Here is a 12,178-nt window from a genome sequence, read left to right as displayed (position 1 = left end):
AGTGGGGAAAATTGCCTTTTTATTTCCTGGACAAGGCTCACAAAAAGTTGGCATGGGAGCAACGCTTTTTGCTGAAGATTCATTGGCAAAGGAAGTGCTTGAACGGGCTGACAAAGCGCTTGGTTTTCCTCTTTCAGAGATCATCGAGCATGGACCAGAAGAAAAGCTGAAACAAACGGCTTATGCCCAACCTGCTTTAGTCACGATCAGCACTGCAGTCCTCCAATTGTTCCGCGACGCTGGCATTCAAGCAGATTTTGTTGCAGGCCATAGCCTAGGGGAGTATTCTGCTTTAGTGGCATGTAAGTCCCTTACATTTGAAGATGCGGTCACACTTGTTCATCAACGGGGGACACTCATGGAGGAAGCTGTGCCACAAGGACAAGGGGCGATGGCAGCGGTACTCGGGTTAAATAAAGAGGAGCTTGAAGAAGTGGCTTCCGAAATTGCAGCGGACGGCGAAGTTGCCGAACTTGCCAATTTGAATTGCCCAGGGCAAATTGTCCTGTCAGGGACTGCGAAAGGGATTGAACAAGCAGCGGTGTTAGCAAAACAAAAAGGGGCCAAGCGTGTCTTGCCTCTTGCCGTCAGCGGGCCATTCCATTCGTCATTGATGAAGCCTGCGGCCGATCAATTTAAACAAGCATTAGAGCAAGCGCCATTTGCCAATCCGACTGTTCCACTGATCGCGAACGTGACCGCTGAAGTGACAGATGCCCCTGAAGTCATTCGCGAACAGCTTGCTGAACAAATTTATTCACCAGTACGTTTTGAAGAGAGCGTTCGCCGCATGATTGAACTCGGTGTCGACACATTTATTGAAATTGGCGCAGGCAATGTATTGTGCGGATTGGTTCGTAAAATTGACCGCAACTTGCGGACATTTGCCGTCAGCGACCGTGAGTCATTTGAAAAGATGGCGGCTGCGCTGAAAGGAGACAAGCATTCATGTTAACAGGACAAACGGCTGTTGTAACAGGCGCTTCACGTGGAATTGGCAAAGCGATCGCCCTTGAACTTGCTGCCAAAGGGGCGAATATCGTCGTCAATTATGCAGGAAATCGAGACCGTGCTGAAGAAGTAGTGGCCAACATTAAAGCGCTTGGCCAAGAGGCGTTTGCGTATCAGGCAGACGTTGCCTCCGAAGGGGAAGTGGCAGCGATGATGAAAGAAGCGATCGGCCGCTTTCAATCAATTGATATTTTAGTAAACAATGCAGGCATTACGCGCGATAACTTGCTAATGAGAATGAAAGAAGACGATTGGGATGCCGTCATCAATACGAACTTAAAAGGGGTGTTCCACTGCGCGAAAGCAGTCAGCCGGCAAATGATGAAACAACGTGCTGGCAGAATTATCAATGTTTCGTCTGTCGTTGGCGTAATGGGTAACGCTGGGCAAGCCAATTATGTTGCCGCCAAAGCAGGCGTCATTGGCTTGACTAAGTCTTTGGCGCGGGAATTGGCAGGGCGAGGCATTCTTGTCAATGCGGTGGCGCCAGGCTTTATTACGACAGATATGACAGATGAGCTAGCAAGCGAAACAAAGGAACAGCTGCTTCAACAAATCCCATTGGCGAAGCTTGGCGAACCAGAGGATATCGCCCGTGTTGTTCGGTTTTTGGCAAGCGATGACGCCGCTTACTTAACCGGTCAAACGATCCACGTTGACGGCGGCATGGTGATGCCTTAATAAGAGTCAGCTTGACAGGCTTACACTCTGTCGGTACAATTCTTGTGCTGATACTTTTGGGAGGAGGTGAACGTTTTGGCAGATGTTATGGAGCGTGTTACAAAAATCATCGTTGACCGTCTAGGTGTCGAAGAATCAGAAGTAAAACTAGAGTCTTCTTTTAAAGAAGATTTAAAAGCTGATTCTCTTGATGTCGTTGAGCTTGTTATGGAGCTTGAAGATGAGTTTGACATGGAGATTGCTGATGAAGACGCAGAAAAAATTGCAACGGTTAAAGATGTTGTCGATTACATAAATAACAACCAATAACCGCGAGAAAAGGGCCCCTTGCAAAAGGGGGCTCTTTTCACATCTTCACACAAAAGGAAGCTCCACAAGGCCGCGGGATTCTGTTACAATCAACAATGAGCACTATGAATACGTATGTTGCAAAATGAGTAGCTCCATTGTTTGGAGGGAATTATGGCACAATCATCGAAGTACCAACGCAAGCCTCGGTCAGGCGAGCGAAAACGGAGTCAGCGGCGGTTAGAGCTGACGGAAGAACAAAAAAAGCAGTTTGACGACCTCCTTGTCCGCACGGGTCTAACGTTTGAAAACCGCAAACTGTTGATTCAAGCATTTACCCATTCCTCGTATGTGAATGAACAACGAATTTTTTCATCATCGGATAATGAACGTTTGGAATTTCTTGGCGATGCTGTTTTAGAATTGGCGGTTTCCCAATATTTATTTAAAACGTACAAAAATATGAGCGAAGGCGATATGACGAAATTGCGTGCTTCGATCGTATGCGAACCATCCTTAGCCCGTTTTGCCGAAGAGTTGCAGTTCGGCAAACTTGTTCTTCTTGGCAAGGGGGAGGAAGTGACAGGGGGACGAACACGCCCTGCGCTCCTTGCAGATGTGTTTGAGGCGTTTATTGGTGCCCTTTATATGGATCAAGGGCTTGAGCCTGTGTTTATGTTTTTGGCGCGTTTTATGTATCCGAAAATCAAAGAAGGCGCATTCACATACAAGATGGATTTTAAAAGTCAACTGCAAGAATTTGTGCAACGGGATAACCGCGGCCAAATTCGCTATTTAATAGTCCAAGAAAGAGGGCCTGCCCACGATCGTGAATTTGTCTCAGATGTGCAGCTCAATGAAGAAACAATTGGCACAGGGACAGGGCGCTCCAAAAAAGAAGCTGAGCAGCTAGCTGCGAAACAAGCGCTGCTTGCGCTCAACCAAAAAGAAAGCTAGAAAAAAGGAAGCGGATCATGCCTCCTTTTTTCTAGCTTTTTCTACCTCGAAGCTGGCCAAGTTCCTGGACAATTTCGTCCATCTCGCTAATCGAGAAGGACGGGCTCCGCATCACATGGGCGTGCAACGCAATTAAGTCGTCATGTTTAGCGGGGCTAACACTGTCGCTTGTAATAACGCTGGCATTAACAACATTCAGTTTCTTTTTCATGTCATCAAGCATCGTTTCAATTTCTTCAAGTGTTAATGAAGCCAAGTGAATCCTCCTTTTGCAATGCTTACTGATCTCTACCTTACCAAATCAAAGGGGAAACAGGCAATTCATATTTCCAGCTGTTTTTTTGTGTGATAAACTAATAGAGTTATACAGTTTACCGGGTATCGTTGATGTGACCTAGGTAACGCAGCGATGGCAGTTCCAGAAAGTGGGGATGAAGATGTTCCTCAAGCGACTTGAAGTAAAAGGATTTAAGTCTTTTGCAGAACCGATACTAGTAGATTTTGTGCCAGGCGTCACAGCAGTTGTTGGGCCGAATGGCAGTGGGAAAAGCAATATTGCCGATGCGGTCCGTTGGGTGCTCGGCGAACAGAGCGCTCGATCGCTCCGAGGCGCAAAAATGGAAGACATTATTTTTGCAGGAAGTGATTCTCGTAAAGCTGTAAATATGGCCGAGGTTTCACTTATTCTCGATAACGAAGACGGCCATTTGGCGATTGACTACAGCGAAGTAAGCGTAACAAGACGTTTGTACCGCTCAGGGGAAAGCGAATACTTAATTAACCGCCACTCGTGCCGTTTAAAAGACATTGTCGATTTGTTCCTGGACTCTGGCCTTGGCCGGGAAGCGTACTCCATTATTGGTCAAGGAAAAATCGAGGAAATTCTAAGCAGCAAGGCTGAAGAGCGGCGAACCATCTTTGAAGAAGCAGCAGGCGTGCTTAAATATAAAACAAGGAAAAACAAAGCTGTGAAGCGGCTAGAGCAAACGGAAGAAAACTTAGTCCGTGTCGCCGACATTTTAAATGAATTAGAAGAACAAGTAGAGCCACTTCGCGAACAGGCATCCATTGCCGAAGAGTACAAATTGTTGGCCGAAGAACAACGGACATTAGATATACAAGTGATTGCACAGGAAATTACAGAGCTTTACGAAAACTGGACAGCGGAGTCTGACAAGCTAAAAACGTTAAAAGAGCAGCTGCAAGCGCGCAAAGACAGCTTAGAAAAGGCTGAAGAAAAGCTTGCGTCCTACCGTGAAGAGCATGCCGCTATCCGGCAAACGGCAGCAGACCTCCATAAAAAACGATTAGAAGTGAGCGAAGCGCTTGAAAAAAATGAAGGGCGCCGCGGTGTGCTGGAAGAACGAAAAAAGCATGCCCTCCACAATGAAGAACAGCTGATCGAGTCGATAAAAGAGCGTGAAGCCAATCAAAAAGCGGTGCAACAAAAACTGGACGAACTGTTCAAACAATATGAGACGGTTAAACAGAAAGACGACGAATTAAAGGCGGAATTTGATGAGGCGACACGCCATTTAACCCGTTCAAAAGAAGACGTAAGCAGCGAATTGGAAGATGCAAAAGGCGATTACATTGAATGGCTGAATGAACAGGCATCGCTTCGAAATGAACGGCGTTACTTGGAGGAGCAGTTGCAGCAAAAACAACGCAATGCACGTCGGGCAGAGTCGGCGGCTGCAGCTAGCAAAAAAGAAGCACAACAGCTAGAGCAAGAAGCAGCAGAACGGGCACAGGTGCTAAAAGCGGCAGAACAGTCTTTTGCTGAAGCAAAAATGACGCATCATCGTCACCTATCTGAAGAAGAAACCGTTAAAAACCGCTACTATAAACGAGAGGCAAAACTGTATGAAGCCTATGGGTTGTTGCAAAAAATCACTTCCCGGCGCGAAGTGCTCCAAGAAATGGAAGCTGAATATGCTGGTTTCTTCCAAGGCGTAAAAGAAATTTTAAAACAGCGGGGATCGTCCCTTTCAGGCATCGTTGGGGCAGCCGCCGAATTAATAAGTGTGCCTAAAAAGTTTGAAGCGGCTATAGAATTGGTGCTCGGCGCCCAAGCGCAACACGTGGTTGTCGACGACGAGGCTGCTGCGAGAGAAGCGATCTCATTTTTGAAACAACGGCGCCTAGGCCGGGCAACGTTTTTACCGCTAACTACGGTCAAAGCGCGTGTCGTTCCAGAAGCAGTCATATCAGCGATAGCGAATGAGCCAGGTTACTTAGGGATCGCTGCAGATGTGGTCGAAGCTAAGCCTGAACATAGGCAGGCTGTCGGCTTTTTGCTCGGTTCGACCATATTGGCGGAGACGCTTCCACAAGCAAACAAAATTGCGAAACGCAGTGGCCACCGTTACCGTGTTGTCACGCTAGAAGGAGATATTGTCAATCCAGGCGGGTCGATGACGGGAGGCAGCGCCAAGCAAAATCAGTCCTCCTTACTTGGGCGAAAGCGGGAAAAAGAGGAATTGGACGCCAAAAAGACCAAGTTAGAAGAAGCGATTCGCGATTTAGAAAAACAAGTAAAGCAGGACAAAGAACGGCGCCAAGAGCTGCAAGAAACGATTGCTAAAGTCGAAGCGCAAAAAGCGCAAGCGCAAGAAACGCTTGAAGAGGCTCAACGTGCTCACCAGGAAGCAAGCATTGCCTATGAACGTTCTAGGCAGGAAGTAGAGCGGATCGAACAGCAATCGAAAGAACAAGATGCGGAAGAAGCCAAAACGCAAGACCGCTTTCTGGAAATTGAAGAGGCCGAAAAAAAAGCGATTGCTGAGTCAATGCGCTTAGAAGAAAAAATAAAACGGTTGGAAGCGCGACTGGCGTCTGAGCAACAATCCAAAGAAGAATGGCAAGCGAAGTTAACGGAACTCCGAGTCGCACGTGCAGAAACGAAACAACAACTCCAATACGTGGACGCACAGCGCCAAGAACTCACAGCGGCTCTTGAAAAAGAACAACAAGAGTTATTGCAAGCAAAAGAGCATTTAGCCCTTGTAACAAGCAGTGCCGACGAACAAGCGCATACCTCCCAGTCACTTGCTGAACAAATTGCTGCTGGAAAGCAGGAAAAACAGGCTTTGGCAGCAAAGCTTGCAGAGCTGGAAGAAAAAGAAGCAGCATTAAATGACCGTTACAAACAACTTGAAGCAGAAACGAAGAGCGCCCAAGGCGAACATTCCTACTTACTAGAAGAAAGCCAGAAGCTAGAAGTGCGTGTCAATCGACTTGATGTCGACTTGGACTATCGCCTAAATCGCCTTCGTGAAGAGTATGAACTTTCCTATGAAGCAGCGGCAAGCCGCTACCCGCTTTCCCAGCCTTTGGAACAAGCGAAAATGCGGCTATCATTGGTGAAACGTTCAATCGATGAACTAGGAACAGTCAATTTAGGCGCGATTGAAGAATATGCCCGTGTCCGGGAGCGGTATGAGTTTTTGCGTGAACAAAAAAGCGATCTGCTCGAGGCAAGGGTTTCACTCGATCAGGCAATTGCAGAGATGGACGAAGAAATGTCCAAACGCTTTGGTGAGACGTTTGCGAACATCCGCGCCCACTTTCAAACCGTGTTTACGAAACTATTTGGCGGGGGCGATGCGGATCTCGTATTGACGAACAAAGACGATTTATTAACAACAGGAATTGAGATTATTGCTCGCCCTCCAGGAAAAAAGCGGCAGCAACTTGGACTGCTTTCTGGAGGAGAGAGGGCGCTGACAGCGATCGCGCTTCTATTTGCGATCTTGCAAGTTAGGCCTGTTCCTTTCTGCGTCCTCGATGAAGTCGAAGCAGCGCTTGATGAAGCGAATGTAAGCCGCTTTGCCCAGTACTTGCATGATTTCTCACAAAAAACGCAGTTTATTGTCATTACGCACCGTAAAGGAACAATGGAAGGGGCTGACGTCCTTTACGGGGTGACGATGGAAGAGTCAGGGGTTTCACGGCTCGTATCCGTTAAATTGGAAGAAACTCGGCAATTAATTGGAAGCTAGGAGGAAAATGCGTGAGCTTTTTTAAAAAATTGAGAGAAAAAATGGCGCAGCAAACGAATGAAGTAGCGGACAAATTTAAACATGGATTAGAAAAAACACGGACAAGCTTTTCGGGCAAAATCAACGAGCTTGTCGCCCGCTACCGTAAAATCGACGAAGATTTTTTTGAAGACTTGGAGGAAATCTTGATTGGCGCCGATGTCGGTGTTTCAACAGTAATGGAACTTGTTGACGAATTAAAGGAAGAAGTGCGTTTGCGCAACTTAAAGGACACCGAAGAGATACAGCCTGTCATTTCCGAAAAACTAGCTAGTCTCTTAGAAAAAGACGATAAAGACACAACGCTCCAATTGCAAGAAGGGTTGAGCGTCATTCTTGTTGTTGGCGTAAATGGTGTCGGCAAAACGACGTCCATTGGCAAGCTCGCCCATTATTTAAAAGGGCAAGGAAAATCTGTCGTGCTCGCCGCTGGCGATACATTCCGAGCGGGTGCGATTGACCAGCTTGACGTTTGGGGAGAACGTGTTGGCGTTCCAGTTATTAAACAGCAAGAAGGCTCTGACCCGGCGGCGGTCATGTATGATGCGATTGCTTGGGCACGCTCCCGCAAAGCCGATGTGCTTATTTGCGATACAGCGGGGCGCCTGCAAAACAAAGTCAATTTAATGAATGAGCTGGCAAAAGTAAAACGCGTCATTGAAAGGGAAGTGCCAGGAGCTCCCCACGAAGTACTGCTTGTCGTCGATGCGACAACAGGCCAAAATGCTTTGTCGCAAGCAAAAGCATTTGCAGCTTCAACGGACGTGAGCGGCCTTGTCCTCACGAAACTTGATGGCACGGCCAAAGGAGGCATTGTCATTGCCATTCGCCAAGAGCTTGATTTGCCAGTTAAGTTTATCGGGCTAGGTGAACAGAAAGACGATTTGCAGCCTTTTGACGCCGAGCAATTTGTATATGGGCTGTTTCAAGATGCGATCGATGCCGAAAAGGAATGACCAGTGCCTGTTTCGATGTTAAGATAAAAACTTGACAGGAGCAATGAGTTGCGGTAGTATCGGTAATTGTAAAGGGAAAAGACTTAACAAGGAGCGGTTTGCATGCTTGATAAGACGTTACGCATGAACTACTTGTTTGATTTTTATCATTCCTTGTTAACCGAAAAGCAGCGCAACTATATGTCCTATTATTATCTTGATGATTTATCGCTTGGAGAAATTGCAGACGAATATGACGTCAGCCGCCAAGCGGTTTATGACAATATTCGCCGGACAGAAGCCATGCTTGAAGAATACGAACAAAAGCTGAGGTTGCTTGAGAAGTTTGAAACGCGCCGTAGCTTGCTAGCAGAGCTGCGCAAAGCGATTGCTTCCGATCAAGCTGTCGAGGCGTGCAACTCCCTTATTGACCGTATAGAGAAACTTGATTAGCATTCCTTTCAAGGAGGCGATTGGATGGCATTTGAAGGACTTGCCGCGCGCCTGCAAGATACGTTGACAAAAATTCGCGGCAAAGGCAAAGTCAGCGAACAAGACATCAAAGAAATGATGCGAGAAGTCCGGTTGGCACTGCTTGAAGCGGACGTTAACTTTAAAGTCGTAAAGCAATTTATTGCGAATGTGAAAGAAAAGGCGCTTGGCCAAGAGGTTATGAAAAGCCTAACGCCTGGCCAGCAAGTGATCAAAGTCGTAAACGAAGAGTTGACCGCATTGATGGGAGCCGAGCAAAGCAAAATTGCTGTTGCTCAAAAACCGCCAACTGTGGTGATGATGGTAGGCTTGCAAGGGGCTGGGAAAACGACGACAACGGCAAAGCTCGCCAATCATTTGCGCAAGAAGCACAACCGCAAGCCACTGCTCGTTGCCTGTGACGTTTACCGTCCAGCGGCTATCCAACAGTTGGAGACGCTTGGCAAACAACTGAACATGCCTGTCTTTTCCAAAGGGACGGACGCCAATCCAGTTGACATAGCGAAAGAGGCAGTTGCGACTGCTAAAGCAGAACATCATGATTATGTGTTGATAGATACGGCTGGCCGCCTTCATGTAGATGAAACGTTAATGGCAGAACTGCAAGATATGAAAGCAGCTGTTACTCCTGATGAAATTTTGTTAGTCGTTGATTCGATGACAGGTCAAGATGCTGTCAATGTCGCAGAGAGCTTTAACAACCAGCTTGATGTCACAGGTGCTGTGTTGACGAAACTAGATGGCGATACGCGCGGAGGGGCTGCGATTTCCATTAAGGCGGTAACAAATACGCCGATTAAATTTGCCGGCATGGGTGAAAAAATTGACCAGCTAGAACCGTTTCATCCAGATAGGATGGCTTCTAGAATTCTCGGCATGGGCGATGTTCTGTCATTAATCGAAAAAGCGCAAGCGAATGTCGATGAAGAAAAAGCAAAAGAGCTTGAGAAAAAACTTCGCAACATGGACTTCACGTTCGATGATTTTCTAGAGCAGCTCGACCAAGTCAAAAGCATGGGGCCTCTTGAAGATTTGCTAGGGATGATGCCGGGGATGAATAAGGCAAAAGGCATGAAAAACCTAAAAGTCGATGAAAAGCAATTGACTCGAGTTGAAGCGATTGTAAAGTCAATGACGCCTCTTGAAAAACGAGATCCGAGCGTCATAAACGGCAGCCGCCGCAAACGTATTGCAAAGGGAAGCGGCACGACAATCCAAGATGTCAACCGCTTGTTAAAGCAGTTTGAAGACATGAAGAAAATGATGAAACAAATGACCGCCATGCAAGGCGGCAAAGGCAAAAAACGAGGCAAAGGCCTTGGCGGGCTTAAGCTCCCGTTCTGATTAAGGAATCCATTTTAACAGTTTGTCTTGCAGATTGTTAGAATTGATGATATGATAAAAAATTGTGTGCAATTATTTTTGGAGGTGTACAGCAAATGGCTGTTAAAATTCGTTTAAAACGCATGGGTTCAAAGAAAGCCCCATTTTATCGTGTAGTAGTTGCCGATTCTCGCTTTCCGCGTGATGGCCGCTTTATTGAAGAGATTGGTACGTACAACCCAATCGCGCAACCTGCTCAAGTAAACATTAAAGAAGACAAAGCGCTAGAATGGATGAAAAAAGGCGCGAAACCTTCTGATACTGTGCGCAGCTTGTTTTCGAACGCTGGCCTGATGGAAAAGCTACACAACGAAAAAAACGGTAAGTAATCACCCCTTAAGGAGGATGGGCTAGCATGAAAGCTTTAGTTGAACATATCGCCCGGTCGCTTGTCGATCATCCAGAGGCAGTTCAAGTTGAAGAAATTCATGAAGAAAAGGCACATGTGTTGCGCCTTTCGGTGCATCCTGACGATATTGGGAAAGTGATTGGCAAACAAGGAAGAACGGCAAAAGCGATCCGCTCTGTAGTGTATGCTGCTTGCGGCAAGCAAAACGGGCGGGTGCGCCTCGATATTGTCGACTAAAAGGGCGGGGGGAACCTCACCCTTTTTTTGTATGAAACAAAGAATGGAGGGCTTTACGTGAAATGCATCCGCACGGCCACCGTAAAGCATGTGTTAACGGAGTCGAAAAAAGCAGACTTGAAGAAATCATTTGAACGTGATTTAACACAAATCGAAACAGAGTTAAGCCAAATGGAATTTCAGCTTCAGCGGGCGCTGAAACCGATGAAACATACGACCGCCCATGGCGAACTCCAACAAAAATACAGGAAAGAAATAAAGCGGAGAGAAGAACGGATGGCTTCTCTGACGTTTCGGATTGAGCAGTTAATGAATTTGCCAATTGGGACTGAACTGGCGATGGGAACAACAGAAATTATTCTCGATGTTAAGGAAGGCGACAAGTGGATTGACGAAGAAACGGAGTTGACGATTGTCGTCAATGATGGGTATATTGCTGAAATTAGAGAGGGCGGGGCAAGTAATGACGAACTGGTATAATGTTGGCAGGCTAGTGAACACACACGGAGTCCGCGGAGAGGTGCGTGTCCTCTCAAATACCGATTTTCCAGAGGAACGCTATGCGAACGGTTCGGTTCTGAAGGTGGCGAAATCTCCTCAAGCAGAGGGGACACTTGTAACCGTTCGTAGCCATCGAACGCACAAAAACTTCGACTTGCTTACATTTGAAGGCTATAACTCCATCAATGAAGTCGAATGTTTTAAGGGAAGCTATTTATATGTATCAGAAGATCAGCTTAGCGAATTGGACGAGCATGAATATTACTACCATGAGATTATTGGCTGTACAGTCGTCGATGAAGAAGGCACCAAGCTAGGCAAAATTAAAGACATTATTGAAACAGGAGCAAACGACGTCTGGGTGGTCGACAGACAGCAGCGGAAGGATTTGCTGTTGCCGTACATTGAAGAAGTGGTCAAAGAAGTGGATGTGGAAAACAAACGCATCCGTGTCCATATCATGGAAGGCTTAGATGACGAATGAAAATAGATGTACTAACGTTGTTTCCGGACATGTTTACGGGCGTTTTCGGCTCGTCGATTTTGAAGCAAGCAAGCGACAAGGGGATTGTCTCCTTCCAGACGGTTGATTTTCGCGAATACGCAGCAAACAAACACCGTAAAGTCGATGATTACCCTTATGGCGGAGGGGCAGGGATGGTATTGAGCCCACAGCCAATTTTTGACGCCGTGTCTGCGTTAACGAAGAACGGAAAAAAGAAGCCGCGTATTATCATGCTTTGTCCACAAGGAGAGCAGCATAGCCAACAAAAAGCGGCAGAATTAGCAAAAGAGGAGCATTTGATCTTCCTATGCGGCCATTATGAAGGCTTTGACGAGCGCGTCCGTCATCTTGTGACCGATGAACTGTCGATTGGCGATTATGTGCTTACAGGTGGGGAACTCGCGGCAATGGTCATTGCCGACAGCGTTGTTCGCCTTTTGCCAGGCGTGCTTGGAAATGATGAATCTGCAGTTACAGACTCCTATTCAACGGGCTTGTTGGAACATCCCCATTATACACGGCCCGCCGATTTTCGCGGCATGAAAGTCCCCGATGTACTCCTTTCTGGCCATCATGCCAAAATTGAAGAGTGGCGGATGGAGCAATCGCTGCGCCGTACGTTAGAGCGGCGCCCAGACTTACTAAAAGGGTATGAACCTACTGCCAAAGAAGCAGACATCCTTAAGCGGCTAATGGACAAGCAAGAGTAAGGCGACCACTCCGGGAGATGTCGCCCGGTGAGGTTGTCGCCAAAAAACTTGCCGCACGGACCAAAAATTGCTTCCTTTTAAGTAAT

Annotated in this window: 14 protein-coding genes; 13 read left to right on the top strand and 1 reads right to left on the bottom strand. The window is 46.9% G+C overall.

The window, feature by feature from the left end:
- Position 1: 1 nt before the first annotated feature.
- The 4 genes from fabD to rnc all read left to right on the top strand — a co-directional run bounded on the left by fabD (position 2) and on the right by rnc (position 2,937).
- Positions 2-955 carry an ACP S-malonyltransferase gene (fabD, locus tag V5G21_RS21085; RefSeq protein WP_035201499.1) on the top strand — a complete coding sequence of 318 codons (954 nt, stop codon included), beginning with the start codon at positions 2-4 and terminating at the stop codon, positions 953-955.
- Positions 949-1,692, top strand: coding sequence for a 3-oxoacyl-[acyl-carrier-protein] reductase (gene fabG / locus V5G21_RS21080; protein WP_035201497.1), 744 nt, complete (start codon positions 949-951; stop codon positions 1,690-1,692). Before fabD ends, fabG begins: the two co-directional genes overlap by 7 nt.
- A gap of 75 nt (positions 1,693-1,767) precedes the next feature.
- Positions 1,768-2,001: an acyl carrier protein gene (gene acpP / locus V5G21_RS21075; RefSeq protein WP_011247143.1), complete on the top strand. Its 234-nt coding sequence runs from the start codon at positions 1,768-1,770 to the stop codon at positions 1,999-2,001.
- A 153-nt stretch (positions 2,002-2,154) separates the two neighbouring features.
- A complete protein-coding gene (gene rnc / locus V5G21_RS21070) occupies positions 2,155-2,937 on the top strand; it encodes a ribonuclease III (protein ID WP_011247142.1) in 783 nt (260 codons plus the stop codon).
- A 31-nt stretch (positions 2,938-2,968) separates the two neighbouring features.
- On the opposite strand, the gene V5G21_RS21065 is transcribed toward rnc, so the two are convergent.
- The gene (locus tag V5G21_RS21065) at positions 2,969-3,193 is read right to left on the bottom strand and encodes a DUF1128 domain-containing protein (protein ID WP_011247141.1); all 225 of its coding nucleotides are present in this window, start codon (positions 3,191-3,193) and stop codon (positions 2,969-2,971) included.
- Between the two features lie 181 nt (positions 3,194-3,374).
- Between V5G21_RS21065 and smc the strand changes: the two genes are divergently transcribed.
- The 9 genes from smc (at position 3,375) to trmD (ending at position 12,092) form a co-directional block, all read left to right on the top strand.
- On the top strand, positions 3,375-6,941 hold the full coding sequence (gene smc / locus V5G21_RS21060; RefSeq protein ID WP_035201493.1) for a chromosome segregation protein SMC: 3,567 nt from the start codon (positions 3,375-3,377) through the stop codon (positions 6,939-6,941).
- Between the two features lie 11 nt (positions 6,942-6,952).
- Positions 6,953-7,936, top strand: a complete 984-nt coding sequence (ftsY, locus tag V5G21_RS21055; protein ID WP_011247139.1) for a signal recognition particle-docking protein FtsY — start codon at positions 6,953-6,955, stop codon at positions 7,934-7,936.
- Between the two features lie 102 nt (positions 7,937-8,038).
- Positions 8,039-8,368: a putative DNA-binding protein gene (locus V5G21_RS21050; RefSeq protein ID WP_011247138.1), complete on the top strand. Its 330-nt coding sequence runs from the start codon at positions 8,039-8,041 to the stop codon at positions 8,366-8,368.
- Positions 8,369-8,392: 24 nt separating this feature from the next.
- Positions 8,393-9,751, top strand: coding sequence for a signal recognition particle protein (gene ffh, locus V5G21_RS21045; RefSeq protein WP_095235918.1), 1,359 nt, complete (start codon positions 8,393-8,395; stop codon positions 9,749-9,751).
- Positions 9,752-9,846: 95 nt separating this feature from the next.
- On the top strand, positions 9,847-10,119 hold the full coding sequence (rpsP, locus tag V5G21_RS21040; RefSeq protein WP_011247136.1) for a 30S ribosomal protein S16: 273 nt from the start codon (positions 9,847-9,849) through the stop codon (positions 10,117-10,119).
- 26 nt (positions 10,120-10,145) lie between these two features.
- Positions 10,146-10,376 carry a KH domain-containing protein gene (locus V5G21_RS21035; RefSeq protein ID WP_035201492.1) on the top strand — a complete coding sequence of 77 codons (231 nt, stop codon included), beginning with the start codon at positions 10,146-10,148 and terminating at the stop codon, positions 10,374-10,376.
- Between the two features lie 57 nt (positions 10,377-10,433).
- Positions 10,434-10,856, top strand: a complete 423-nt coding sequence (locus V5G21_RS21030; RefSeq protein WP_011247134.1) for a YlqD family protein — start codon at positions 10,434-10,436, stop codon at positions 10,854-10,856.
- Positions 10,840-11,361, top strand: a complete 522-nt coding sequence (gene rimM, locus V5G21_RS21025; protein ID WP_035201490.1) for a ribosome maturation factor RimM — start codon at positions 10,840-10,842, stop codon at positions 11,359-11,361. The genes V5G21_RS21030 and rimM overlap by 17 nt, the downstream gene beginning before the upstream one ends.
- On the top strand, positions 11,358-12,092 hold the full coding sequence (trmD, locus tag V5G21_RS21020; RefSeq protein WP_011247132.1) for a tRNA (guanosine(37)-N1)-methyltransferase TrmD: 735 nt from the start codon (positions 11,358-11,360) through the stop codon (positions 12,090-12,092). The genes rimM and trmD overlap by 4 nt, the downstream gene beginning before the upstream one ends.
- Positions 12,093-12,178 lie beyond the last annotated feature (86 nt).

The sequence above is a fragment of the Shouchella rhizosphaerae genome, from assembly GCF_036700015.1.
Lineage (GTDB): Bacteria > Bacillota > Bacilli > Bacillales > Bacillaceae_D > Shouchella > Shouchella rhizosphaerae.
Note: the sequence above shows the minus strand (reverse complement) of the source record. Positions and strands in the feature narration are given on the sequence as shown.

Excerpts from the sequence above, each read along its gene's own strand:
- V5G21_RS21050 (WP_011247138.1), top strand. The coding sequence starts at position 8,039 with ATGCTTGATAAGACGTTACGCATGAACTACTTGTTTGATTTTTATCAT.
- smc (WP_035201493.1), top strand. The coding sequence starts at position 3,375 with ATGTTCCTCAAGCGACTTGAAGTAAAAGGATTTAAGTCTTTTGCAGAA.
- ffh (WP_095235918.1), top strand. The coding sequence starts at position 8,393 with ATGGCATTTGAAGGACTTGCCGCGCGCCTGCAAGATACGTTGACAAAA.
- trmD (WP_011247132.1), top strand. The coding sequence starts at position 11,358 with ATGAAAATAGATGTACTAACGTTGTTTCCGGACATGTTTACGGGCGTT.
- rnc (WP_011247142.1), top strand. The coding sequence starts at position 2,155 with ATGGCACAATCATCGAAGTACCAACGCAAGCCTCGGTCAGGCGAGCGA.
- fabG (WP_035201497.1), top strand. The coding sequence starts at position 949 with ATGTTAACAGGACAAACGGCTGTTGTAACAGGCGCTTCACGTGGAATT.
- rpsP (WP_011247136.1), top strand. The coding sequence starts at position 9,847 with ATGGCTGTTAAAATTCGTTTAAAACGCATGGGTTCAAAGAAAGCCCCA.
- rimM (WP_035201490.1), top strand. The coding sequence starts at position 10,840 with ATGACGAACTGGTATAATGTTGGCAGGCTAGTGAACACACACGGAGTC.
- V5G21_RS21035 (WP_035201492.1), top strand. The coding sequence starts at position 10,146 with ATGAAAGCTTTAGTTGAACATATCGCCCGGTCGCTTGTCGATCATCCA.